The sequence below is a fragment of the Variovorax ureilyticus genome (assembly GCF_050632185.1).
GTDB lineage: Bacteria > Pseudomonadota > Gammaproteobacteria > Burkholderiales > Burkholderiaceae_C > Variovorax > Variovorax ureilyticus_A.
Genome location: NZ_CP192579.1, coordinates 1,706,145 through 1,730,068, shown reverse-complemented (window position 1 = coordinate 1,730,068; position 23,924 = coordinate 1,706,145). Strand labels below are relative to the sequence as shown.

The window sequence follows — 23,924 nt, the reverse complement described above, 5'->3', positions numbered from 1 at the left end:
GCCATTGTCCATGTACATTCGCTGCGTCCCCCAAACCCCCATGTCCCATGCAGAACAAGAAAGCCGTTCTTAGCGGCTTCGTTGCCGTCCTCCTCGTATTCATAGCCGCACTGGTCGTTCGAAGTGACGATTTCAGGGGAGAACGCGGCGCCGAGAACCTTGAGGCGAGCTATCACACCTTGCTGACCATCACAGCACTTCATGAGGTCCCGGTAGCTCGTAGCCATCTTTTGCCAATAGTGAATTTTGGCGGCCCCAAGGACATCAATATCCCTTGGGGGGCCACCGTTCGGACTCCCAATGGCGACTTCGTCTACACGTCGTTCCCTCCGCTTGCATTCCTGGTTCCTGCAGCGCTATTTCAAGCGCTCAACGTCGAGCCATCGCTCGGGACACTCGCCTCCTTCAATGCTGGCCTGGGCTTAATCAGCGCCTTCCTCCTCTTTGCCATCCTCGTCCGCATATTGACGTTCGATGGGCACACTAAGGGCGTCGCCGTCTTCGCCAGTGTGGCTGGAGCGTCGCTGCTACTTCTCTCAAAGGAAGGCCTGCATTCCTTTGGACCCGTGTATTGGGCACAACAACTCGCACAACTCTTCCTGCTGGGGCAACTCGCCGTCCTTGTTGAACTGAAGCACCGTGAACCCCCAAAACCAGTCGCACTCCTCGCACTCTTGGGTGTGATTTCGTTTCTCGCAGCCTATACGGAATGGACTGGTTTCGTCGCGAACGGGCTCATTGGACTGGCCTTCGTGGTGCGAGACCGCGCTGGATCGCGCCGTGTTGGCCTGGTCATGCTTGCAGCTAACGCCCTAGCCATTGGGGCGATCACCGTTCATCTAGCATCAGCGATCGGCTGGCAAGAGACCCTTTCTGCATTGAGCAAACGATTCTTTGCTCGCAGTGCCATGGCCGATCGCGGGCTCCTGGAATTGCTGGGTCAGTACTGGGAGTCATTCGGCCTTCTGCTAGTGCTTTCAGCACTCGCCGGGGCGGTTGTCATGGCTCACGCACGGCGGCATTCCAAGCCGGCTGTCACCTTTGCGGTCTTCGCCCTTCTGGTATCTCTGGCTCCGCTTGTCGAGAACTTCATCATGCTGCAGCATGCTTGGCAATTCTCGTATGACCGCCTCAAGCTGGTCGTGCCGCTCTCCGTACTTGTCGCTTCCGCTTTCGCAATCCTACTGAGTGCCAAACGCACAGCTGCTTGGGCATTCGCCTTAATATTGCTAGCGCTGTCGTTCTGGCAGAACTCGTCTCAGTATCTGGCCAACCGAGCGGAATATGCTGGTTGGGCGCAGGTCACAAAAGACAACGAGCGACTGCTCGCAGAGATCAAAAAGTCGGGCACATGGGACTGCGCTGTTGTCGGGGCAAATGGAAGCGTCAGAGGATACGCAAGCCTCTTGTTTCATCGCGGCGTCTATGAGGCTGTTTCCTCTTCACGATTGCAAGAGCTGGCGATCGAACTCAATCGGTGCGCCGCGATCTTCTTGGAGCAAGAGCGCTTCAGCTTCGACTTGCCAAGATACACGTCTGCGACGATCTATCGCTCGGGACAGGAACCGGTCAGGCTAACCCCTCCCTGAATTTGCCCCCCAGAACGGAAAAAACCCCCGACCGAAGCCGGGGGAGATCATTGCGCAGGCGGGATTGGTCTACCGGTCGGGAGGTTGTAGTCCGTCCGCGATGCGCTCGGCAGCGAGACCCCGGATGCGGAGTTCATCAGCATATTGCGCGATTGCTCCCGCAGCTTCGTCACTCCGGCTGTACAGGTCGGCAAGCAGATCGAGGGGATCGGCACTTGCGACACCCGCGCTTCCGGCGGCAGGCGCGGGATCTTGGCCGGCTCGATGGACTGAGGTGATGTAGGCGGCGAGCTGGTCGCGCAGCTTGCCAGCAGCAGCGTTGGCAATAGCAGCGTCAGCACGCGCCTGAGTGAGTTTCTGGGCAGCATCTTCGGCCTCCTTCGTGGCTACTTCCTGTTTGCGTTGCTCCTCGGTGCGCTGGGCGCGATCGGCGAGGAGCCGGGTCTCTGCGGCGTTGGTCTTCCAGTCCGCGAACTCCTTCTGGGTGCGCGCGACATTGGCCCTCGCGTTGCTGACCCTCACCTGCTGACCCAGCATCAGGAACAGCAGCAGCGCGATGGCGGTCGCGTAGAGCCACCCCGGCACGATGTCGAAGATCTTGGTCATCGTCTGATCTCATTGCCCCACATCGAATCGGCGCCCTTGGCTTGGGCATCAGTAACAACAAGTGCCTTTTGAGCGGCCACCCACAGATCTGTGCGTTCACCCCACCCGTTCGGCAGGCCTGTTTCCTTGTTCTTGCCGTTGATGCCGATGCAGTAGCCCAGGAAGTCGGCCGCATCGGCCTTGGCGTTGAGCTTGCGCATGTCCACATAGTCACCTGCGGACAGCGCGGCCCACTGTGGCAACTCCAGCCTTTCCGGCTCGGCCTCGAAGTCAGGGCAATCGATGCCCTTTGCGCGCAGCCGCCTGGTCAGGGCCCGGTAGTTCGCGCGGCCAGTGGTCTGCAGAATGCCGCGCCCCTTGTAGCGGGGGCCATCCCCGAGCTGCGTGTTGCCTAGATCCGCGCGCCCCTCGTAACGCATCAGGTAGTCTTTGCTGCCGAGCTCCGCCAGGAACATCAGATGAGTCGTCTCATGACCGACGTTCGCCAGGAACATTCCCTGCCGCTGCGGCGTAGAGATGTCGTAGTCGGCCATGGCGGCACTGATCGCGCCAACCAGTAGCTGGGCGCGATCGAGCCGTGCGCCCGTGCAGCGAGCAAGCGTCGCGGCATCCATCATTGATTCCCGGGCGAAGCGGAGTCGACGTTGATACCTTGCGCTTTCAATCGCAAGAAGATGCCGACGAGGAACGCGGCTCCGACGATCCATGCAGGCTTGATCCCGATGAGCGTCAGGAGGGCCGTCTTCTGGTCGTCGGTCAGCAGCAGCCAGCCGGGAGCCGCCGCCGCACATACCGAGTTCCAGATCACGCTGAGCATCTTCCAAGCCTTGCGCCATTCCGGCACGAGGACCTTGTCGAAGTATTGGGCGATGAAGTTCATGTGAGCCTTTCAGGAAAAAGAAAACCCGCACACGGCGGGTTGGTCGATCGGAGGTGACGAGGAACTATCGAGCGGCGGCTTTCTTGTCGGCTTCGAGGTTTTCGACTCGATATCGAAGAATCGCGATCTCACTTTGGACCGCGCCCTGCTGAGCGTTCCCCGCTTTGACGGTTGCCTTGAGTTCGGCCATGTCCTCGCGCATCTGACCGACCTGGTAATAGGTGCTCACGAATGCCGCAGCGATGAGGCCCGCTACGCCGAGGAGCCACTGCAACGGCAATTTCATGTCGATGATTCGGGAGACCCGAGGAAGATCTCCGGGCTGGGTGTCTGGCGGCATTGCTTGACCTCGTCAGGAAGGGGCCTTCGGCCAATCGATAGTCGAAGGAAACCCCTCTTGCCCAGGCACATCGCGCAGGCCTTGGCGATACGAAAGCCACGCTTGGCGGGTTACCTCGGGCACGTCCGGCAACTGCGTCCAGTCGCTCATCACAAGCAGGCGATCACGCTGAGCGCGGACATTGCTCGCAAGCTCCTCGACGGATGGTCCCGGCACCGGATCATCCGGCGGCGGATTGTCGAGATCGATTTCGATCAGTTGCGCGACAAACTCCGGGTGAAAGCGATCCGCGATGGCGATCTCTTCACCCTTGTGGTGCAGCACCACGGATTCTTCCGAATCGACCGAGGGCGCACCGAATACGTCTTCCGCGTAGTAGGCCGGCGCAATGACCTCTTGCAGCTTTCCATTGAGGCACAAGGCCCAACCGCGATTTGCTTTCATGCGAACTCCCGAATGATGATCTGGCCATCGCCACCTTTGCCGCCCGCTGAGTTCGCCCCAGCGGAATTGCAGATAACGCCGCCACCACCGGTTCCCGGAACGGTGCTTGCGCCGGCGCTGGTATTGAAAGCTCCGGCGCCACCCTGGCCGTATTTGGAGGGGGCACCTGGAGCTGGGATGTATCCGGTCGTGGCACCCACGTTGATGATCAGCGATACGCTCGAGTTCATGCCGGGGACTGCAATCAGGTTCGCGCCGGTTGGAGCTGCTGTCACGCTGGAATTGCCATTTGCGATGTTCGCCGCCACGAAATTGTTCAGCGGCGCGCTGCCGATGCCACCGGGAGCAGTGAGCAGGGATCCCAAGGACGACGCGCCTCCATTGCCCCCGGCGGCGCTGGCCACACCCGCTCCGCCGAGCCCGACAGTGACGACTTGCGATGCACCAATGCTCGCCGCACTGAAGTAGCCCTCGCCATAGGCGCCACATCCGCCTGGCGAACCCATGCTGAGGTTCCCGCTTGTCGGAACAGATGCTCCGCCACCAGCATTGCCGGCTCCCTGGACCTCGGCGATGCAGAAAGTCATCGACGCACCGGGCACGTAGGAACCTGCACCCGTGGTCGTCGGGGTACCACCATTGACGCTGACGTTCTGAACGCCCGAGACGCGCGTGTAGACCAGCGTCCGCAGAAGGCGCCCCTTGCTATAGAGCGCATTGAGAGCGGCGAGCAGCTGGTTGTAGGTCGTCTTGTTCGGAGTGACACCGCCAGCGGAAAGGATGTTGAGCAGCTCTTGCTGCAAGCCGTTGAACCATGAGGCGCGCATCAGCGTTGCTGCTTGGCCAAGCGCCGGATTGCCTTCGGTCCACCAGCCGGCCGTGCCTGCGGCCTCCGGGGTGGGCATGACCGCTACAGCGGACGGATCATCGATCGCAAACATTGAAGCTCCTTAGGTGTACGAAAAGATGAGCACGGAATGCGCAGGCATGACTTCACGCAGCTGGCACTCCAGCACCGTGTTGTTCCAATAGGCGAGCGGCTCGCCTGCCTGCGACACGCCGACCTGGGCGCGAACAACGGTGTGCAGCGCGGTGTTGATCTGCCATGCGTGAGCCCAGTCGGGACCGTTGAGCGGGTCTCCCGCGCGCGAGAGACCGACGCGCGCAGGGCTGAACTCGGTGATCGTGATCTGGTAGCCCAACGCCAGCGCGTAGGCAATGAAGTACGGCACGGATTGACCACCGAGCGCCTTGAAACGCGCAACGACCTGGGCGCGCCGCGCAGCGATCGTCGGCGATGGGCCAGCACAAGGATCAGGTAGCCCGAGCGTCTCCTCCCACTCCGGCAGCAGTTCGATCGTCGAGGCCGGGAAAGCGTCGACGATCAGTTGGTTCGCGCGCGCGTTCTGCCGCTCGTAGGTGGGCGCCAGCGCGCGCAGCGCTTTGTGAGCACGGCCTCGGTATCGCGAGGCCACACGCGCCCGCGAGGCAGCAGCGCCTGTAGCGCCTGCAGGTAGTCTGCGGCGCTGTATTGAGGAGCACTCATGGGTCAGGGGTACGTGATGGTGCCCAGCACGGGCAGTTGCCCTAGCGTGGTCGTGATATTTCCGCTGGGGGATGTGATGACGAAGCCCTGCACGCCTGGAATGGCAGCGATGGCGGACTCGATCAGTGACAGGGCGACCGTCCCGCCGAGCGGCGAGCCATAGAGGAAGAAGACGCCTTGAATGGCGGCTGCGATGAGCGCGCGGGTCGAAAGGCTCGCACCCGTGAGGCCAGTGATGGTGAGGTTGATCGGAGCGGCGACCGGGGCCACGGAATACACCAACGCCGTCGCCGGTCGCAGCGGAAAAATCGCGTTCGCCACGATGAGCTGATCGCCGGTGGCCGCCGTTCCGCGCGGCTCTCCTGTCGCGACGCCATTCGTCCCCTGCGGAAAGCCACCAAAGGCCGCCTCCGCCTGGTCGAACATCGTGTAGACCACCACGGTGCCGGCCCCGAAGCCGTTCGGGTTGCACCATGCCCTGGTCACACCTGGCACGGCGAGGGCCCACTGTACGTAGTCGGTGACCGCGCCACCTTGGGGAGGGTTGCGATAGGCAGCCAGCATCCGGCTGCGCAGGCTATCGTCGCCCTCGAGGTCCGCGCCGCCAGTGAAGGCGGTAGACACGACCCCGTTCGATTGCACGCCGGAAATCGCCGTTCCCAGCGTCAGCACCACGCCAATCCCTGCATTCCCGATGGCACCGGCGAGCCCCGAAGGATCTGGCGTCGCAGTCGCCGGCACTGCCACGGTACCGCCGCCTCCGATGGTCCCGACCGCAGTGGTGCTGTAGGTGATGCCATCGCCGCGCACGAGCTGCACGCCGGAATTGACGACAGTGCCCGGGGCGCCGGTGAATGTGACGCTTCCACTCGCCTGTGCGGCCGGCTTGCGGGTAACGCCCTTCAGGCCGGCCCAGGCCTCGAGGAACTCGTCTTCAGCGGTGTAGGGCACCGCCATCTTGGCAATCCAGTCGAGATAGCCGTAATGCAGGTGCGCGAGGTTCGCCTGCACCTTGCCGGTGACGCCAAGGTTCGAGAAACGCAGCAGCGCATCGGAGCCAGGCAACGCCGCGGCGATGTCGCTGGCGACCTGCCCCTGCAGAGTGCTGAGTGTTGGACGGGAATACGGCATCAGTTGATTCCTTGCCAGACGGAGGCGAAGTTCATCGCGACCACGGAGCCGTCCCGGCGGTTGGCGATCACTTGCGCGCCGAGCTGGCCGCGGGCGATCCAAGTCGTGTCAATGTCGAAGCCCGCGACCACGTCGTCGTCGATGAGCCACTGCAGGGCTTCGGCGATGTAGTCCTTAGCGCGTGCGGCGACTTCGGAGGTTTGCTTCTCACGGGACAGGATCCAGAGCCGCGAGCCGATCGGGTAGCGCTCGCCGGCATCGCCCCACCAGCCGCGAGGATCAGATGTGCCGTCCGGGATGTCATCGTCGGCATTGGCCACGCGATCGGTGAAGAGGCTGATCAGGACAGCGCTGACCAGGTCGTCGCCCTTCTTCAGATCGGCGCCATCCATCACCCAATCGCCGCGGCCGAGCTCGGGCACCCAGACTGTGGTTGTGTCGCTCATCTACATGCTCTGGTTCGGGGTTGCTGTCGGCCCACCCGCAACGTTGTTCTCGTTGTGCGTGTGCGAGTTGTAGGTCTGCCGCATGTGGGCGACCGTCACCGTGTTGGTGTTGCAGTTGTCGAGCAGATCGCCAGTCGTTCGAAGCAGCGGCGTGTCGGCAGTGATCTGCGGGGTGTTCTCGATCTCGATCGGCTTGCCTCCGCCGTTGATCACGATGCCTGAGCGCGTGATGTAGACCGATTGCCCCTGGTCGTCGTAGATCGCGACCTCACCAGGCTGCAGGTTCTTCATCCTGGCGTTCTGGTCGTTCGTGCCGATGATCACGCCGTTGGAGCGGTCACCACCGACGAAGATCACCACAGCGTGACAGCCGGGCAGCGGCATCGACGTGAAGCCATATTCCGCCACTCGCTTCGTGTTGTCGCGCGTCTCCAGCTCGCCGATCTGCACCTGCTGCGTCTGCACCATGCCGGCATCGTTGCCCGTCGTGATGCGCCCACGGCCCACCACGAGCAGCATGCGCCGCCACAGCTTCTCGATTGCATCGCTTGCGCTCATCGCCGGATCTCATTTCCCCAGACGCTGCCACCCAGATCTGCTGGGATGTCGGCGAAGGTCGGCAGCTGCATGATCGGAATCGGCAGGAATGCCTCGGGCCGCATGATCGTGAGCTCGCTGGTCGTGCCCTCGAAGTCGCGGCGATAGGACACCTGCGAGATGAGCCAGTTCAGCGGCGCACTCTCACTTCCGCACTTCAGTGTCGGCAGCACCAGCGGCACCAGCGTGTTCGGCGTCCAGAGCGAACCCGCGCTGTCGCGCCAGCTATCGGTGACGAGCAGCAGCTGCGCGGAGCGGCCGATCCGTCGATTCGCTTCCCACGTTGCTCGCTTCTGAGCGAAGTCCTGGCCGCCGGTGGGCGCCTCGGAAACGATGTAGCGGGCCCGGTGCCGCAGCACGCCAGGATCGGTTGCGCTCGCCAGAAGGTTCCCGCCCTCCCCGATGTCGCCCAGCACATCCATGCTCTGCATGAAGCACCTGTACTCGGCGAAGCGCTGGTCGCTGCTGAAGGTCATCGTTGCCCTCTGCACGTTCTGGCCCTGAGTGAAGCCGCTGGCGGCCTGCACCTGGGCCGCCTGTGCGAGCAGCAGATTGCCGTCTGGCTGGTCGTACGCGAGCAGTGCGCCATAACGGCACACGCGCTCGATGATCTCGAACGCGGTCTCGCCGATCATCAAGTTGAACTGCTCGACTCGCACGCCCTTCTCGCCCGGCGCGGATACCGTGATGCCGTAGGGCTGTGCCAGCTTCTGGGCAATGCCGAGCGCGTCAGCACCGCTGATCTGCCCGCCGGGCCACTCGGCCGCGCAATCGACCAGATCGGAGCACTTGCTGCGCCCGACCACCATGACGGTGTGCTGCGCGGCACCGATACCGTAGGCCACGCGGTCAACGTAGCCTGTGATCACCAGGTCTGCGCCGAGGCGAACCTCGCAGGCGTCGCCCGGTTGCACCACGAAGGCCGTAGCTTCGCCAGGGTAGCGCTCCGTCATCGAGATCTCGAAGTCGGAGGGACAACGCTCGATGCCGCGGTTCACGCGCACCTGCGACCACCCGCTCAACTGCCGGCCGCCGACCGACAGTGTCAGTTCATCATCCATGCGGAACTACCTGGAAAGTGCCTGGAAGGAAACGGGCATGAACGCCGGGTGCTTTGGGTCGGCCTGCACCACGAGCTCGTCGGAACGGGTGGAGTCGCGATAGAGGCGCTGTGCAATCACTGGCGCCGGCAGCACGTTCGGGCTCGATACCGTCTCCAGTTGTGCGAGGTTCGCACCACGCTGCGTCAAGTCGCGCACCACAGCGGAGCGAAGCGCTCGCAGCGCGTTGAAGGTGGCATCGTCTCCGTCGTCACCCGCGCTCAGGATCTCTGCATCCAGAAGATCGCAGACGGTATCGCGCAGGGACAGAGCATCGTCGGCCGACCACGGCTGGTAGTTGCGCGCTGCACGACAGAGAGAAACCAGCGCCGAGCGCCGAAACAGCTTTCCGCACGCGGCCTGCATGACGGCTCGCGCTGCCCCGCCGGCAGACACCGAGGTCGGGTCTGAGGGATAGAAGGCGGCGAGGCTCTGCAGCACGCGGACCGAGTCCGCTGGATCTGTCGTTGCCGCTCGCAACGCTTCAGCCAGCGCCTGCGCAGCATCAGCGAAGTCCGTTGCACCGCTCACGATGCAATCTCCACAGCCGCAGCCGTCAGCGCCGAGCTCGCGGTTGCGACGCCTTGCCGCGCGACGGTACCGGCCGCCACGAGCTGGGTGATGGTCGTCGTCGGCATCGAAAGTTGCGCGGTCAGATTCTGAAAGCCTCGGTTCCGCCCGCCGAAATAGCGGCTGTAGGAGCCCGACAGCGAGCCGACCGTGTTGATGAGGTTCGTCGCATCGCCCGCAAGCGAGACGGCGTTCCCTGCCCAGGTGCCGGCCGTGCTCACCGCCATGTCGACAACCGCCTGCCCCTGCGAGAGTGCGGACCCGATACTGGCCTCGAAGTCACCGCTGAGCGCTGCCTCGGCCGCGTCCGCTGCGGAGTCGACCACGACGCCCGTGGATACGTCTGCACGCGGAAATACGCGCTGCCCGGCTTCGATGAACGAGAACGAGACCTCGAACATGCGCCCTTGGTCCCAGCGCTCCTCCATGGCGGAGTCGAGCAGGCTCACGTTGAGCGAGCCCAGCGTCGGGTGCACCAGCGTCTTCTGGTCGCGCGATTCGCAGACGGCGATCAGGCGATCGCGCTGCTGGATGACATTGCCGCCACCGTACACCGCGTTTTCGACGATGAAGCCAGTCAGCGTGATCCGGCGCGCGGCTCGGCCCAGATCTTCAACCCAGACCTCGTCCTTGAATGGGTACTCGTGCACCGCGTTGCGCCGGCCGACGCGCAGCTGGCCACCCCAGACCGCGAACGGCACACCGCCGAGCGAGGCCGGTCGCAGCTGGGCGCGCCAGTTGGACGCGAGCGGATTGCCGGGGATGCCGGCACCCGCGTAGATGCCGGAAATCATCTTCTCCGTGCCGAGCACGGCCTGAACGGATCCGGTGAAGCTCATGCTTGATTCCTCACGGCGACATGGCCGTGTTCATGGACGACGACACCCGCACCGGCACGTTGGACCCATCCGTCCTGTGCGCGGTCGCCTTGACGCCCGCCGGCAGACCGGTGAGCCTGATCTCCAGCTGCTGCTTCATGCTCGAGGCCATGTCAGCACGCCCCGCCGCCTCGCCGTCGGCATTGGCCGGCCGCTCGTACTGCCGGGAAATGATCGACGCGGCATCGCGCTCATTGGTTGCACCGCGCAGGGCATCACCGGCCTTGCGTTCGTTGCCCTGCGTCAGCTCGTAGTTCACGAAGCCGAGCTGCTCTTCCAGCGAGGCCTGGCGGATGTTCTTGCCGGCCCAGCGTTGGAAGGCTGCCTGCCGATCGCCGTGCCACTGCGCAACGCCATAGGCGTTGCCGTTGTCGCCGACCGCGTCGGTGTTGAAGCCGCTTTCCTTCTTCAGGTTGGCGGCGATGCCGAGCGCCTGCGACTCGGTCCAGCCCTTGGACTTGAAGAAATCGACGACACCGCGAGAACTGCCGGTCTGGGATACCTTCGGGCCGGCCTCATCCGGGTGCATCCAGTCGTAGACCTTGCTGCCGATCGAGATGCCGCGCTTCTGCAACTGGTCATTGATCAAGGTCCCGATGCCCCAGCCCGCCGCGCCAGCGAAGCCGAGTGCGCCCAATGTACCGATGCCCCGCAGCGATGCCATGAGGAGCCCGGCCGAAGCATTTGCCCCACCCAGAGCGGTGCCGAGCAGCGCGAGGCCTTTCACGGCGACGGGTACAGCCGTCACAGCAAGATTGGTCAGGCCCAAACCGATGTTTGTGATGCTGAGCAGCAGCGGCCCGGCCATGATCCCCGCCACCGCGATCGCCGCGACCTTCCAGCCGCCGATCGCATCGACGAAATTCCCGACGCTCGTGATGGCTCGGCCGAGCCCGTCGAGCAGCTTGTTGAAGTCGATGTCCTTCACCCAGCGCGCGAAGTCCGCTGCCCACTGCCCGACCTTGGCGCCGATGAGTTCCCGGTTCGCCGAAATCCACTTCGTCAGGTCCTCGACGAGCGGCTGCAGCGCGGGGATCAGCGCATCGCCGATCGTGTTGCGCAGGCCTTGGCCAGCGATGTTCAGGTAGTTCAGCGCTACGCCGAAGTTCTCGGCACGCTTCACCTGTTCAGGCGACATCTCGGCGCCAAGCGCCTTCACCTTACGCTGGTACTCAGCCATCGCTCGCGGGCCCTCGCGCAGTAGCGGCAGCACTGCTTCCAGGCCGAACTGCCGCGCGATCAGCGCCTGCACCTGCGGGCTCTTCACGTTGGCGATCGCGTTCGACAGATCGTTGAACGCGCGTGTGCTATCCACGGCCCCGCTCGAGGTCCTGTGAATCTGGACGCCAAGCTTGTTGAGGACGGCAAGCGCCTGCTGGTTGCGTCCGTAGAGCGCGTCCTGCAGCGTGTCGCCAAGCGATTGCAGGCCTCCAGTAAGCGCCTCCGAGGAAACGCCCATCACCTGTGCAGCGCCGCGCAACTGCTGTAGCTCGGAAGTGCCTACACCGATCGTGCGCGACGTGCGCGAGACCTCAGAACCGACCCGCGCCCACTCGTTCGCGAGGGCGGCCAGGCCGATGATCGAGCCCCCGCCGACGATTGCGGTGATGGGCGCCGCGATCTTGCTCACCTGCACGGCGGCCACCTTGGCGTTGCGCGCGACGTTCCCCAACGACTTCGCCATCTTGTCGATGCCGATCTCGCGGCCGAGCGCCTTCGTCGAGCGCGCCAGCTGGTTGACCGGCCGCGTGAGCTGCGAGATCGAGTTGTTGATCTTGCGGACCGTGGCCGTCGAGCGGTCGATCGCGCTGATGGTGATCGCGAAATTGTTCATCGCGCCTTCCTCTTCTCCGAGATCCGCTGCGCCTGGCGAAACCAGAACGCGATGTCTGTCCACGTCAGGTCCCACGCATCGCGCGGGCTCCAGCCGTAGAACTCGGTCACATCAGCGAGTCGGTCCCGCCACTCGGCTGGACGTCCAGCCTGAAGCCTTCCAAAAATCACCAGCCTCCTGGAGATCTCGCTTGCAGAGGTTTTCGATCGCCTTGCGGGGGACCTTGGCCACGAGCGAGATCAGGTTAATGACCACGCCCACGTTCGTCGTGGCGTTGGCTGCCTTTTCGATCTCGCCGGCTGTGGGCTCGCGCAGGGTCAGCGACGTGTACTCGATGTCGGCGAGCTTGACCGGCTTGCGCAGGGTGATGGTCTTTTCGGTTTCGTCCATGGCTTACTGCTCCGTCACAGAGATGCCTTCCCACTTGACCTCGATGGTCGCGTCGGCGGCTTTGGAGGTCTGGGTCTCGACGGTCCACATGTTGCGGCCGACGATGGTCTTGCCGTTCGCCAGCTCGGCGACGACAGTGACGTTGTCCATGGCGTTCAGGCTGGCGACGCTCAGGCCGCCGCTGTCGCGCAGCGTGGCGGAGATGTGCCCCGCCGTGGGCTTCTCGCTGAAACCGTGGACGGTGTCCATGCCAGCGAGCGTCTCGCGCGAGAGCGTCGACGGGCTGTATTCGAAGTCGCCGGCCACCATGTAGCTGACGCCATCGACCGACACGAAGGCGGTGCCGGCAAGGCGATTGGGAGTTGCAGACATTGCTTTTCCTTGATGTCAGGCGCCGGCTTACTGCAGGCGGAACTGCGCGAGCAGCGCGAAGATGCGCAGCTGCGCGATGAGGGTGCCGGGCCAGAGCACATCCACCCGGTTCGGGTTAGACGCGTTCTGCTGCACGATGAGGTTCTGCGCGAACAGGTCGCTGCGCTGCACGATGCCTGCGAATTCCAGCTCCTGGTAGGCAGCGATCTGGTCGGCGCGGATCATGCTGGGCGTCACGATCGCCGAGCCCGCGGCGAACTTCGTCCCGTCCGCCGCCAGCTTCATCCGCGGGTACTTGCTGGTGATGCGCGTCTTGAGGAAGCGCAGCACGTACATCAGCGTGAACAGCGTCTCCACCTCGAGGTAGCTGTTGTCCGGCTGTCCGAAGCTGTTCTTCTGGTACGTCGTGATCGCGTTTTCGATCGCCACCGTGCCGTCGTCGGCCACCGTGAAGGTCGAGATGCCGTCGTAGAGCAGCGTGTTGCGATCTCCCACGAGGCCGAAGCGCGACTTCAGCGGCGGCGCGAGCACACCCTGCAGCGCGAGGGTCTGCATCGGCCGGGCGGGGTCAGCGCGCACGCTGACGGCCGCTTGCGCAGCGAAGGCCGCAGCCCACAGCCAGTTCGGTGTCGGGCTGTCGTTGAAGCCCATGATCGAGCCGTGCTGGTCATTTCGGGTCACGCCGAAGGTGGTCAGTCCACCCAGCGTGCCGCGATAGGCCGCGAAGTAGTGACCATAGATCTGCAGCTGCCAGCTCCAGCGGCCGGTCTGGTCATTCAGCAGGGTCTTGAGCGCGTCCAGACTGGTCGCGTCGGTGTACGGGCAGACGATGAAGTCGAAGGGCTTGTCCACCAGGTTGTTCAGCGCAGTCGTCAGCGTCGGCGCCGTTGCACCGCTGGCCATTGCGGTGATGGTGTACGTCATGCCGGTCGGCGTGGCTTCGCCGCCTGCCGTGCCGAGGTAGTTCACGCGCAGGTCGATATCGTTGCCGCACGGGCCCTTGTTGATCGCGGTGAAGGTGACCGTCGAGGTCGCCGCGGCTGCGGTGACGGGCAGGTTTGGCGTCGCCGTGACGGCCGCTGCGATCGCGGTTGCGATCTGCGCGGTGGTCTGGGTCGACAGGACCGGCACCGAGATCCGCACACCGGCGATGTAGAGCGAGAGCGTGCCGTTCGCAGTCGGTACGGCGGTCACCGCGAAGGTGCCGGTTGCCGCACCGGCCGCGCCGTCATCGGCGAGCGGCAAGTACCAGAGCTCACCGAAATTGTCGTTCTGACGGTACATCTGGGTCATCAGATGCAGCATCGAGCCCGGGCCGCCCACAGCCGCCGCATCAGCGACGCCCTGCGAGATCACCGGCACGTTGGGGGTGCCGGTACCGGCGGTGGTGATCTGGCCGATGATGAGCGCGCGCTGGTTCAGCGTCGCGGTGTTGGCCAGCGAGTTGTCCACCTCGGCGTAGAAGAGTGGCACCCGCAAATTGGCCGGGATGTTCTTGAAGGGAAGCGTCATGGCGACTCCAGAAAGGAGAAAGCCCGCTCAGGGCGGGCTCTCGGAGGGGTTGCGGGTAGTCAGTCGGCGCGCGACTGGGTGTCTTGCTCGGTCGGCGCAGCGGACGCGTCCGGGGGCGTGGCAAGCACCACGTCACCGTCGCCCTTTCGCTTCTGCCAGTAGGGCGTGTCGGGCACGTCGCGCCCCTCCGGCGGCAGCAGATCGAGGAAAACCGGGTCGCGGATCACGAGCCCCGGGGCGGCTTTCACGTACATGGAGAACTCCTATTGCGGAAGCTGGATGTCCAGCGCCCCCTCGTCGCGTCCATCCGGGCCGCTTGTGCGCGGCGCCGGCGTGACTGCATCGGGGAACGGAGGGCTGGGATAGGTGCCGGTCGCGTCGAACGGGTCGGTGGTATCGACGTGGATGCCCACGCTCTCCAGAGGCGCAAGCGTCGGGTCCGCCGGCGGCCAGACCGAACCAGGTGGAATGTCGGCAGTCGGATCGAAGGATTCAAAGACCTCGCCGACCAGCGTCATCCGGAAGCCAGCGAAATGGCGCTTGCCGTCTGCTGTGCACTCGACGTCGGTCTGGATCGACGAGAACTGCTGGATCATGCGAATGACCCAGTAGCCCTTGAGGATCGCCTCCTCGACGCGATAGGCGAGATCCTCGATCCGGTCCTGCGCCTCTTCGGCCGTCAGCCCGTCAACTTGGCCCTGGACCACAACCGAGATCATGGTGGTGAACTCCGGCACACCGCGATTGATCGAGGTCCTCTGCTCCGTCGGGACGCTGACCAGCAATGCCGGCAGCTTCTCAGATGCAGTCGGCCAGTTCCCGGGTGTGACCTGGTAGGTGCCCTGCACTCGCGCAGCCAGCGCGGCCACGATCGCGAGACGCAACTGCCGTCGCGCCGACATCGGTTGGACAAGGGGATCAGCCATCAGATTGCCTCGTTCAGCAACAGCTTGGCGGCGCCATGGCCGTCGACCTGCACTTCGCGGATGACGAACGTCATGCCGTGCACGATGACCTGGTCACCTTGCACTGGCAGTACTGGGTAGTCGCTGATGCGGATACCGAGCACAGGGTGCTCCGTCGTCACCGCCATCCCTCCGGCGAGATCCACCTCGCGGTAGGCCTCGTCGAAGATGCCCGACCCGGCCTGCGGATCTCCCGTAGCCGGCAAGTGCGTGACAGCCTCGCCGAAGACGCCCTGCAGCGGCCCCAGCACCAGCGAATCCCAGTCGATCATCAGGCGCCCGCGCGACCGGAGAGCAGCACCTCGGGGCGGGTGCAGATCATCAGCGGGTAGGCGTACGCCTCCATCTTCCACCACATGCGACGCAAGAGGTCGAAGATCGGCAGAACGTAAACCGGCTTACCCGGGGTGTTGACCCAATCCACGGTCTCACCAGGTGCCATGGCTTCGCGGAAGATGCCGGGCGCGCCTACGGGGAAGAACTTGACCTTGTCGTCAGCCAGCTTCACCGTGCTGTTGTCGTCGGAGCCGCGGTAGTTCATCCACGTGATGCCGCCGAACTCGAACTCGTCGAACGCGGCACCAGCGCTCCCGCCGCGAATCTCGCGCGCATCGTTCCAGTTGACGAAGGTACGGATCACATCGGAGTGATTCACGAAGCCGTCGTAGAAGCTGTCGCCGCAGAGCCCATAGACCTTGGTAGTCGGCATGAATGCGCCCTGTGCCTTGCGGGCCATCGTGCGCTTGATGCCGTTGCAGATGGGCCGCAGGGTGTTGGCCGCCCCGGCGGCCAGGTTGAAGCCGATCTCGGCAGCCTGGGTGATCTGGAACTCATCGAACCAGTTATAGAGCGTGCTGCCGTCCTTGGGATCGAGCATCAGGCCCTGAATGGCGCCAAGGCGAAGGTATTCCTTCGTGTACTCGACACTGGCCAGGAGACCGGTGGGGCCGCTCAGGCGACGCGCAACTTCGGTCTCGACCTGCATGAGGATCGATTCGGTTCCGAACTCGCGGATGCCTTGCAACTCGCTCGCATAGAGCGTGTCGTCGTGCATCAGGCGCGGCACGTCGAAGTAGCGCATCTTGCGCTTCTCGGTCGTGCGCTGGGTGCCTTCGGCGCCACGCTCGCTCAGCGGGATGAGCACCAGCTTGCCGGTGCGCTCTTCGACGGCCAGCGCCGTCGTGCGGATCGGGTTCGGGTCGAACAGATCGAGATTGCCCAGTCCCACCGGCTGGTAGGGGTTGCGCTGAACCGCATCCGTCAGCGCGATCGCTTTGAACGGGTCCTGATTGAAGATGTCGAGGATGTCGCCTGCCATGATGTTTCCTTTCGGGAATGAAGAAAGGCGCCCTCAGGCGCCCTTGGCGGGGTGTTGGTGGAGATGGACCTTGATCAGCGAGCGAGGATGCCCAGCGACTTCAGCTGCGCCAGCGCGCTGGCGATTTGTGCAGCGCTCGTGCCGGTCGGGTAGATCAGCTCGGAAGCGTTGACCTCCGCATGCCGCGTGATCGCGAGCGCCGGCTTGTCTCCGTTCGTGACGTTCTTGCCGTTGAACAGGATGCCCGCGACGAACTGCGAGCCGTCCGCGTTGGCCGGGTCCCACGGTTTCATCTTGTTGGAGCCAGCCGCCACAGTCACCGTGAAGCTGTCGCCAGCCACGAAGGCGGTGCCGCCTGCCGTGATCGTGAAGCCGAGACCGCCAGCTGCGTATGCGACGCCGGTGGTGCCGTGGCCCACTTCCGAGCCATACGGATCGTTCACCACGTAGTGCGTCGCGTCGTTGAACTCGACGGTGTAGGCACCGACGACCGGCGCGTAGCCTTTCGCAGACAACGAACCCATCGTGCCATTGCCGGTGTTCGTGCCGGGGGCAGACACAACCGTGGGATTGCCGATGGTCTGGGTCGCAGTGACGGTGAACGAATCGCCAGCAACGAAGGCAGTGCCGCCCGCGGTGATGGTGAAGTTGACGCCCAGCGCGCTGAAGGCCACGCCAGTCGTACCCGCCGCGACCGCGCCGTTCGGGGCCGTCACGTTGAACGTGGTGGCGCCGGTGAACAGGATGTTGTAGACCCCGATCATGGTCGGCTGCGAGACCGTCGTGATGGCGCCGAAGGTGCCGTTGCCAGTGTTGGTGCCGAGCGCGGCAGCGACGGCGGCGGCGCCGGCCGTCAGCTGACCGAGGAGCGTGCCGGGCAGTACGTTGACGCCGCCGGTCAGCACGATGGAGTCACGCGAGATGTGCCCATTGGCCTCGCTGACCATGAAGCCGCCGTCGTGGTAGTTCTCGACGAGCGGAGTAACGGTGGGGTTTCCCATGATGAAGTCCTTTCGGGGTGATCGGGTGGATTACTTGCGCTTCGGGTTCGCGCGGGCAAATGCGCTGTCGAGGCGCGCGGCGGTGACCTGGGCACTCGACTGGCTCGGGGCACCGCTTGCATCCAGGTTGGGGTTGCGGCGCTGCACGCTGGCCTGCGGCGCCGGGGTGCCTTCCAGCACCGCCAGCGCTTCCTTGCGCGTCATCGCGGTGTTGAAGGCGAGATTGGCGGCGAGGACGGGATTCTTTGCGGCGGCCTTGCTGCCGAAGATGGCGGCGCAGCGGGCGCGCTCGCGCCGCCGGGCCGCGGCAGCGGTGCTGTCGCCACGCATTTCTTCGTCGTTGTCGTCATCGGCCTTGGCGTCCTTGTCCTTGTCTTCTTCCTCGTCGTCGAGGGCCTTCATGCGCTTGGCATAGTCGTCGTCGGACTCACCTTCGCGCTGGTCGCGATCGCCCGCCTTCGCGTCCTTGTTCTTGTCCTTGTCGTCGTCGCCTTTGTCCGGATCGTCGCCCGAGGCCGTGTCCTTCTTGTCCTTGTCGTCGGGGTCATCACCTTCGGCGCGCGGCTTACCGGCGAACCCGGCGAGATGGGCGAACGAGAGCGCGTTCGCCACTTTGCGGAGAGTGCTCATTGGCTTTCCTTGTGGTTGAAGTGACTAGTCGCCCAGCTCGCTGAGCAGGGACCGGAACGCTTCGTCCGGCGCCATGACGGCGTCGGCGAAGCCAATCTCGACACCGCTGGCGCCGAGAAAGGTGGTGGCCTGGGTGCTGCGTACCTTGGCCGTGGACAGGTTTCGATTGCGTGCGACCGTGCTCACGAACAGATCACCCATCGCGTCGATGTCCGCCTGGAAGCGCTTGCGGGCGGCCTCCTCGAGCGGCGTGTATTCGTTGCCGTCTGCCTTGCGGTCGCCATACTGGAAGATCGTCACGGTGATGCCGGCAGAGGTGAGCGCCTTCGAGAACTCGACGGCCATGCAGATCACGCCGACCGAGCCAGTGCCGCCCGTGCGCGGCACGGTGATGCGGTCGCAGGCGCTCGCAATCGCGTAGGCGGCAGAGTAAGCAGAGTCGCTGAGGATTGCCCAGATCGGCTTCGTGCCCCGCTGGCTGTAGATCGCGTCGACGAAGTCGAAACAGCCAGACACCTCGCCGCCGGGGCTGTCGATGTCGAAGGCGATGGCGACGACTTCTGGGTCTTCGATCGCCATCGAGAAGTTCGCGCGCAGTCCGTCATAGCCAGTCATGCCGCTGTACGGACGCAACGTACCGAGCTTTGCCACCAGCGTTCCGGTGACTGGGATGATGGCCACTCCAGCGACGACCTCATAGCCGCGCGGGGGCGACTCCGCAGGACCGCCGAACTCGTCGTCATCGGACCAGGCGCCCATTCGCGCTGGGGTGCCATTGGCGCGGAAGAGCTTCGTGATCCCGAAGCGATCAGCAAGCGCCGCCATCACCATCTCGCCCTTCGAGGGCAGGATGGCCAGGGGCGTGTTGAAAAGGCGCTGCGCCAGGTGCGGGTAGTTGGTCATTGGGCGGAGGGTTCCGGTTCGGGTTGGGCCGCGCTCGTCGCGTCGTCGCCGTACCAGTTCGGCGGCGGCAGGCCGGCGTCCTTGAATTGCTGGATCTCGACCGCGCGCTGCTGGATCACCTCTTCGTAGTCGAGGCCCTGCTCTGCGCACTCGCGCTTCAGCGTCGACAGCGCACCGTCCATGCCCAGAATGGCGCCCTGCTTTTCCTTGACCGGATCGACCCAGCCGCGGGCCACGCCGAGCCAGTCGCATCGGCTGTAGTGCGTCCGAGCCTCCAAGTACTCGGGCGCGCCATTCGGAAGTGGAAGATCGCCGCGGTCCATGGCTTCGTGCAGCCAGCAGGAATACATGGGCGTCGCCGTGCCGATCTTGAACTCGGTGTTCCGGCGAGTGAGGGTCTTCCAGCTTTCGAGCAGGGCCGCGCGGGCGCTGCTGTAGTTCGTCTTGCTCCAGTCCTGCGTGACCTGCTCGGCGGAGATGCCGGCGGCGGCCGCGAAAGTGCGCAGCATCTCCTGCGCGAAATCGCTGAAGCCTGCGTGAGGGTGCGCGCTGGCGACGGATTCGATCTTCTCGCCAGGTGCGAGGGTGGGCACCTTCGCCCCGTCCAGCATTGCGGGCCGCTCTTTCGACCAATCCGCGCGTAGCTGCTGGTATTGGCTTAGCTCGTTGTCCGCGGAGAGCGCATCCTGCACCTGCGCAGGGTCGTATGGGCTGGTGACATAGGTCCCGAAGGTCGCAGCGATCGTCGCGGCCTGCAGCTCGACGCCGTAGTAGCGGGCGAGCATCTTGAAGCGTGCCAGCACCGGCGTGAAGATGCCGATGCCACGGTTCTGCCCCGCGCGGTCGCGCTCGAAGTCATGGATCACGCGGCGCCAGCCGTCCTCGTCCTCGTACTCGACGCGCTCCCAGTCGTTGCTCTCGATCGCGCTGTACCAGTCGTTCTGGTGCGCCTTTCGGATGTGATACGCCAGCGGCACGCCGTAGGTGTCGATCTCCACGCCGCCCCGCATGAACTTCGTATCCATCGCCTGGAACGGGTTCGAAAGCCGGTCAGGGTCGACCACGAGAAACGACGTCGCGTAGCTGGCAGCGCCTCGGCCGATGCGCTCCGGCAGCCAGTAGGTCAGGGCCAGCGAATCGCCGTCGATCAGCTTGTGGCGCAGGAGCAGGCGCATCTGCTGGCTCACGGTGAGCTGACGGGACACATCGTTGTACCGAGAGACATCGTCTGCATAGCCGCGCCAGAGGGCCTCAACCACACGACGGAATTCCTCGGCCCACTCAGCGTCGAAGGCACTGATGCCGGTAACAGCCGCCAGCGCGCGATAGTCCGGGCCAGCCGACAGGCGCATGTTCGCGCCGACCGTGTTGTCCAGGATCCGCGCGATGCCGCCGGAGGCCCAGCCATCATTGCGAGCGAGGTCCCGGCTGCGCGCGACCATCCGATCGCGGAACTGGTTGATCTCCGAGTCAGGCGAGCGGATGACGGGCAGCCAGTCGCCCATCTCTTGGGTCTGCCAGTTCGAAGACTCGTAGGGGAACGAGCTCGCCCCCATGGACAGCAACGGGCCAGGCACAGGTCCGTACCCGGACGCCTTGCGGTTTGGCGACGATGGCGCCATCGGGCGCCCTTGAGCATCGAGGATGGCCATCAGAACAGCGGGCGCAGAGGAGCGCGACGGTTGATGCACTGGGCGCCAGTCAGTCGATCGATCTGCGTCTGCACGGCGAGGATGGCCTGCGTCAGATCGGCGATGTTGGCCTGCGTGTAGGTGACCGTGCGTGCACCGTCACCCTGCGTGTACGAGGCGACCTGGATCTTTCCGCCAGTCGTCAGGTCGAGATAGGCCTGCTGCATAGCGGCCGGGCGAGCCTGGAGCGCCGGCAGTGCGATCCCATCGAGGATGCTGGTGCGACGGTACATGTCAGGCCAGCTTCGCAATGAGATCGGAGACCTTGGCCGTTTCAAGCGCGGCGATTCTGTTCGCGCGCACCTTCTCGGCCACCACGCGCACCAGCGCATCCATCGGGATCTTGAGGGTCACGTCACCCTTCACGATCTCCACGTCGCCCACGAAGTTGTCGGCCACGGTGAAAGTCACCGAGCCTGCCTTGATCTGTGCCATCGATTTCTCCTACGCGAGCCTGCTGGCCAGCGATTTCCTCTCGGGCTTCTGCGCACTGGGCGCCGGGGCTGCCGCTTCGGTGGACTCGGCGACCACCGCAGGCGCCTCCGTCACCAGAGAGTTCTTGTCCCATTCGGCCGCCCACGGTGGCGGGCGGTCCCAATTGATCCGACTGAGGCCATGCAGGTGGGCCAGCACGTGGCCCATCACCATCAGGTCTAGCTTCTCGTTGCGAGCGCCGTCGGCCGTTTTCTCCCATCGACCATTCGGCAGCCGATGCTCAGACACCACCTGCTCGAACCACGGGTGCGGCGCTTCCTTGGCGCGCAGCGCGTACGGGAAGTGCACGTACCAGTCGCCGATCTCCGCACGCTGCAGCTGACCCGACAGGTCATCCTTGAACATGTTCGGGTTGAACTGCGCGAGAGGCACCGTGCCGCCGCCTGCCTTCACGTTCGCCGCGCGCGAGGTGTCCGGGTAGACCACCGTCAGCCGCGGCGCATTCAGCTGGCTCGCCCCCTTCATCGGGATTACCGACCATGCATCGCGGCCGGCGATCTTTCCGTAGAGCCTCACCTGCTTGCGAGTGCGCCAGCGTGTCCATGCGGCATATGCCTGCTGCGTCACGCCCGGCAGGCCTGCCGAGTCGAAGCCGCTGGCCTTGATCGCCATGACGCGGCCGCTGCGATCCGCGAGCGGGTAGACCTTCTCCATCACCTGCTCGCGCATCTTGTCCCAGTCCTCTGGCGACGTTGCCGGGTCTGCGGGGATCTTCCCGCCATCGATCACCCAGCTCTCGCCCCGCGGGCCCCATCCGCGCACCAGCCATTCGAAGTTCGCAAGCTGGCAGTCCACTATGGCGGTCAGGAAGCGCACGCCCTCGGGCACCACGCCCGTCTTCAGGTCCTGCTCTGCCCGTTCGGCCAGCGTGTTCGCGTCGACGGTGCCGACGTTGCGCGGCGGCGTGTATGGGAAGCCCCACTGCTTCACCAGCACCTGCCGGAGGGTCTGCTCTTCGCCGGACACCTCCATCTCGCGCTGCGCCTTCGCTCGCGCCCTAGCCAGGCCTCCGATGCCGCCCATGATGAAGGGACTCATCGCCCCGACGATCCAGAAGCCTGCTGTCTTGCGCCGTACCAGCTCCCCGGTCACGGTGCCGTCCTGCGAGATCTCCTGCCCTTCACCAACCCAGCCGCGGAACGGCGACGCGAACGCCAAGCGATTCATCTCGCGCCGATGGTGGTCCTCGATGAGGCAACCGTTCACCGGGCACACCAACCGGGCCCGCGCCTCGATCTCATCGAGCGAGCCATCCTCCGGATACTCCAGTGGCATGTACCGCTGCGCGATCGGCACCGGGCTCGACCAGCAGCCGCAGTGCGGGCAAGGCCAGTACCAGACCCGACGATCACTGTCGCCGTAGATGGCCATGATCCCGGCCGCCCAATCTCGCTCCGGGATGAGCCCACGCGCCAGGTCAGGGTGGCTCAGCGCGAGCAGCGTCGACTGCCGCCCGAAGGTCTGGCGCCGCACATCGAGCAGCGCCTTCACGTCTCCCAGCGACGTCGCGTAGGCGTCCACCTCGTCGGCCACGATTCGCGGGGCCGACTTGTTGATCAGGTTGCTGTGGGCCGCAGACAGGAACTCCACCCGCATGCCCTGGAACTGCTTGAAGTGCAGGCTGTCATCGACGGGGCGCCGCCCGAGCCGCTCCTTCATGCTTTCGTGCGCATCGATCATCGGGTTGATCCGGCCCTTCACAAAGGCCTCCAACCCCGGATCGGTCTGCATGTACCAGAGCATGTCGCCGGGATCGGTCGAAACCGACTTCAGCAGCCAGTTCTGCGCGATCTCCGTCTTTCCGCTCTGACCGGGCCCCACCACTGCCACCGTCTGGTAGTCCAGCAGGTTGAGCACGTCCATGGGCCCGACCAGGTAGGGCGCCATGTCGTGCGTCCACTTGCCGACGTAGCCCCCGCCTTGGTTCGACAGGTGCCGCTTCTCCAGTGCGAAGTCGCTCACCGACTGCCGCACGGGCGGCAACAGTAGGTCCAGCGCATTGACGGCAATGCCGACGGCGGACCCGTATGGGCTCTCCCTCATCGCGCCAGCAATGCCTTCAGGTCGGTCACCATGTTCTGGCGCAGCTCGTCGACCATCGAACGCACGATGTCGCTGCTCTCTTCGGGCAACCCGACACGCTTGACCACCATGTCGGACAGGCTGTCGAGGCCTTTGCCGAGGCGCGCGAGCATGGTGCCGAGCACGAGTCGCATTTCCTCGGCGTCGATCAGCTCACGCCGATCCTTCCGCAGGCTGTCCTCGACCTTGGCGGCCTGGGCATTCTTCAGACGCTGGCTGGCCGTGCTCTCGCCGCGGTGCGCAGCGCCCGGCGTGTCCGCCACGTCACCCATGTACGGGGCGACCTTGGCTTCTGGCGCAGGTGGCGCGGGCGTTGGCGCCGGCTCGGCTTGCGCCACGCTCTGACCGTCCAGATAAGCCACGACGGCATCTACGTCGAACTCCCAGCCGCCAGCGCGTGTGCCGCGCTTGCGCACCGGGAACGATGCATCGTTCTCCAAGCGCCGATCGAGTCGCGGGCGAGTCCAGCCCAGCGCCGCGGCAAGTTCTGCCTTTCCGACCGCCGAGCTCGCGCCCTCCTTGTTCTTCTTCATGACCGGCCTCCTCCGAGCGTGTAACGCTGGCTCTGCGCCGCGCTGCCGCTCGGGCGTCGGATCGCCGGCTT

Annotated in this window: 30 protein-coding genes; 1 reads left to right on the top strand and 29 read right to left on the bottom strand. The window is 64.7% G+C overall.

Annotated features, from left to right (window positions below; translation table 11 throughout):
- Nucleotides 1-47 precede the first annotated feature (47 nt).
- A complete protein-coding gene (locus tag ACQ858_RS08570; RefSeq protein ID WP_431276293.1) occupies nt 48-1,589 on the top strand; it encodes a hypothetical protein in 1,542 nt (513 codons plus the stop codon).
- A gap of 69 nt (nt 1,590-1,658) precedes the next feature.
- Here the strand turns inward: ACQ858_RS08570 and ACQ858_RS08565 are convergent, their stop codons facing one another.
- The 29 genes from ACQ858_RS08565 to ACQ858_RS08425 form a co-directional block, all read right to left on the bottom strand.
- Nucleotides 1,659-2,195: a DUF2514 family protein gene (locus ACQ858_RS08565; protein ID WP_431276292.1), complete on the bottom strand. Its 537-nt coding sequence runs from the start codon at nt 2,193-2,195 to the stop codon at nt 1,659-1,661.
- Nucleotides 2,192-2,809, bottom strand: coding sequence for a glycoside hydrolase family 19 protein (locus ACQ858_RS08560; protein ID WP_431276291.1), 618 nt, complete (start codon nt 2,807-2,809; stop codon nt 2,192-2,194). Before ACQ858_RS08560 ends, ACQ858_RS08565 begins: the two co-directional genes overlap by 4 nt.
- Nucleotides 2,809-3,075 carry a hypothetical protein gene (locus tag ACQ858_RS08555; RefSeq protein ID WP_431276290.1) on the bottom strand — a complete coding sequence of 89 codons (267 nt, stop codon included), beginning with the start codon at nt 3,073-3,075 and terminating at the stop codon, nt 2,809-2,811. The genes ACQ858_RS08560 and ACQ858_RS08555 overlap by 1 nt, the downstream gene beginning before the upstream one ends.
- A gap of 64 nt (nt 3,076-3,139) precedes the next feature.
- Nucleotides 3,140-3,415, bottom strand: a complete 276-nt coding sequence (locus tag ACQ858_RS08550) for a hypothetical protein (protein WP_431276289.1) — start codon at nt 3,413-3,415, stop codon at nt 3,140-3,142.
- A 12-nt stretch (nt 3,416-3,427) separates the two neighbouring features.
- The gene (locus tag ACQ858_RS08545) at nt 3,428-3,859 is read right to left on the bottom strand and encodes a tail fiber assembly protein (RefSeq protein ID WP_431276288.1); all 432 of its coding nucleotides are present in this window, start codon (nt 3,857-3,859) and stop codon (nt 3,428-3,430) included.
- Nucleotides 3,856-4,800 (bottom strand): hypothetical protein, encoded by a 945-nt coding sequence (locus ACQ858_RS08540; RefSeq protein ID WP_431276287.1) that lies wholly within the window; start codon nt 4,798-4,800, stop codon nt 3,856-3,858. Before ACQ858_RS08540 ends, ACQ858_RS08545 begins: the two co-directional genes overlap by 4 nt.
- 9 nt (nt 4,801-4,809) lie before the next feature.
- Entirely contained in the window at nt 4,810-5,334 is a 525-nt protein-coding gene (locus tag ACQ858_RS08535) for a YmfQ family protein (RefSeq protein WP_431276286.1), read from the bottom strand.
- 74 nt (nt 5,335-5,408) lie between these two features.
- Nucleotides 5,409-6,536, bottom strand: a complete 1,128-nt coding sequence (locus ACQ858_RS08530; protein WP_431276285.1) for a baseplate J/gp47 family protein — start codon at nt 6,534-6,536, stop codon at nt 5,409-5,411.
- Nucleotides 6,536-6,982, bottom strand: a complete 447-nt coding sequence (locus ACQ858_RS08525) for a phage GP46 family protein (RefSeq protein WP_431276284.1) — start codon at nt 6,980-6,982, stop codon at nt 6,536-6,538. Before ACQ858_RS08525 ends, ACQ858_RS08530 begins: the two co-directional genes overlap by 1 nt.
- A complete protein-coding gene (locus ACQ858_RS08520) occupies nt 6,983-7,540 on the bottom strand; it encodes a phage baseplate assembly protein V (protein ID WP_431276283.1) in 558 nt (185 codons plus the stop codon).
- Nucleotides 7,537-8,640, bottom strand: a complete 1,104-nt coding sequence (locus tag ACQ858_RS08515; RefSeq protein WP_431276282.1) for a phage baseplate assembly protein — start codon at nt 8,638-8,640, stop codon at nt 7,537-7,539. Before ACQ858_RS08515 ends, ACQ858_RS08520 begins: the two co-directional genes overlap by 4 nt.
- Before the next feature lie 6 nt (nt 8,641-8,646).
- The gene (locus tag ACQ858_RS08510) at nt 8,647-9,210 is read right to left on the bottom strand and encodes a hypothetical protein (RefSeq protein WP_431276281.1); all 564 of its coding nucleotides are present in this window, start codon (nt 9,208-9,210) and stop codon (nt 8,647-8,649) included.
- On the bottom strand, nt 9,207-10,088 hold the full coding sequence (locus tag ACQ858_RS08505) for a DNA circularization N-terminal domain-containing protein (protein ID WP_431276280.1): 882 nt from the start codon (nt 10,086-10,088) through the stop codon (nt 9,207-9,209). The genes ACQ858_RS08510 and ACQ858_RS08505 overlap by 4 nt, the downstream gene beginning before the upstream one ends.
- Before the next feature lie 10 nt (nt 10,089-10,098).
- The gene (locus ACQ858_RS08500) at nt 10,099-11,961 is read right to left on the bottom strand and encodes a phage tail tape measure protein (protein ID WP_431276279.1); all 1,863 of its coding nucleotides are present in this window, start codon (nt 11,959-11,961) and stop codon (nt 10,099-10,101) included.
- Between the two features lie 111 nt (nt 11,962-12,072).
- Nucleotides 12,073-12,351 (bottom strand): phage tail assembly protein, encoded by a 279-nt coding sequence (locus tag ACQ858_RS08495; protein WP_431276278.1) that lies wholly within the window; start codon nt 12,349-12,351, stop codon nt 12,073-12,075.
- 3 nt (nt 12,352-12,354) lie between these two features.
- Entirely contained in the window at nt 12,355-12,723 is a 369-nt protein-coding gene (locus tag ACQ858_RS08490) for a phage tail tube protein (protein WP_431276277.1), read from the bottom strand.
- Between the two features lie 27 nt (nt 12,724-12,750).
- Nucleotides 12,751-14,235, bottom strand: a complete 1,485-nt coding sequence (locus ACQ858_RS08485; protein WP_431276276.1) for a phage tail sheath subtilisin-like domain-containing protein — start codon at nt 14,233-14,235, stop codon at nt 12,751-12,753.
- A 59-nt stretch (nt 14,236-14,294) separates the two neighbouring features.
- A complete protein-coding gene (locus tag ACQ858_RS08480; RefSeq protein WP_431276275.1) occupies nt 14,295-14,489 on the bottom strand; it encodes a DUF2635 domain-containing protein in 195 nt (64 codons plus the stop codon).
- Between the two features lie 9 nt (nt 14,490-14,498).
- Entirely contained in the window at nt 14,499-15,161 is a 663-nt protein-coding gene (locus ACQ858_RS08475; protein WP_431276274.1) for a hypothetical protein, read from the bottom strand.
- Nucleotides 15,161-15,472, bottom strand: a complete 312-nt coding sequence (locus ACQ858_RS08470; protein WP_431276273.1) for a head-tail joining protein — start codon at nt 15,470-15,472, stop codon at nt 15,161-15,163. The genes ACQ858_RS08475 and ACQ858_RS08470 overlap by 1 nt, the downstream gene beginning before the upstream one ends.
- Nucleotides 15,472-16,518, bottom strand: a complete 1,047-nt coding sequence (locus ACQ858_RS08465; protein ID WP_431276272.1) for a major capsid protein — start codon at nt 16,516-16,518, stop codon at nt 15,472-15,474. The genes ACQ858_RS08470 and ACQ858_RS08465 overlap by 1 nt, the downstream gene beginning before the upstream one ends.
- A gap of 74 nt (nt 16,519-16,592) precedes the next feature.
- Nucleotides 16,593-17,519 carry a head decoration protein gene (locus tag ACQ858_RS08460; protein ID WP_431276271.1) on the bottom strand — a complete coding sequence of 309 codons (927 nt, stop codon included), beginning with the start codon at nt 17,517-17,519 and terminating at the stop codon, nt 16,593-16,595.
- Nucleotides 17,520-17,549: 30 nt separating this feature from the next.
- Nucleotides 17,550-18,149 carry a hypothetical protein gene (locus ACQ858_RS08455; RefSeq protein ID WP_431276270.1) on the bottom strand — a complete coding sequence of 200 codons (600 nt, stop codon included), beginning with the start codon at nt 18,147-18,149 and terminating at the stop codon, nt 17,550-17,552.
- 24 nt (nt 18,150-18,173) lie between these two features.
- Complete coding sequence (locus ACQ858_RS08450; RefSeq protein WP_431276269.1) at nt 18,174-19,052, bottom strand: S49 family peptidase; 879 nt, start codon at nt 19,050-19,052, stop codon at nt 18,174-18,176.
- The gene (locus ACQ858_RS08445; protein ID WP_431276268.1) at nt 19,049-20,557 is read right to left on the bottom strand and encodes a phage portal protein; all 1,509 of its coding nucleotides are present in this window, start codon (nt 20,555-20,557) and stop codon (nt 19,049-19,051) included. Before ACQ858_RS08445 ends, ACQ858_RS08450 begins: the two co-directional genes overlap by 4 nt.
- Nucleotides 20,558-20,703: 146 nt before the next feature.
- Complete coding sequence (gene gpW, locus ACQ858_RS08440) at nt 20,704-20,976, bottom strand: gpW family head-tail joining protein (protein ID WP_431276267.1); 273 nt, start codon at nt 20,974-20,976, stop codon at nt 20,704-20,706.
- 1 nt (nt 20,977) lies between these two features.
- Entirely contained in the window at nt 20,978-21,178 is a 201-nt protein-coding gene (locus ACQ858_RS08435; protein WP_431276266.1) for a hypothetical protein, read from the bottom strand.
- A 9-nt stretch (nt 21,179-21,187) separates the two neighbouring features.
- Nucleotides 21,188-23,281, bottom strand: a complete 2,094-nt coding sequence (locus ACQ858_RS08430; protein ID WP_431276265.1) for a terminase gpA endonuclease subunit — start codon at nt 23,279-23,281, stop codon at nt 21,188-21,190.
- A complete protein-coding gene (locus tag ACQ858_RS08425) occupies nt 23,278-23,853 on the bottom strand; it encodes a hypothetical protein (RefSeq protein ID WP_431276264.1) in 576 nt (191 codons plus the stop codon). Before ACQ858_RS08425 ends, ACQ858_RS08430 begins: the two co-directional genes overlap by 4 nt.
- Nucleotides 23,854-23,924: the final 71 nt, after the last annotated feature.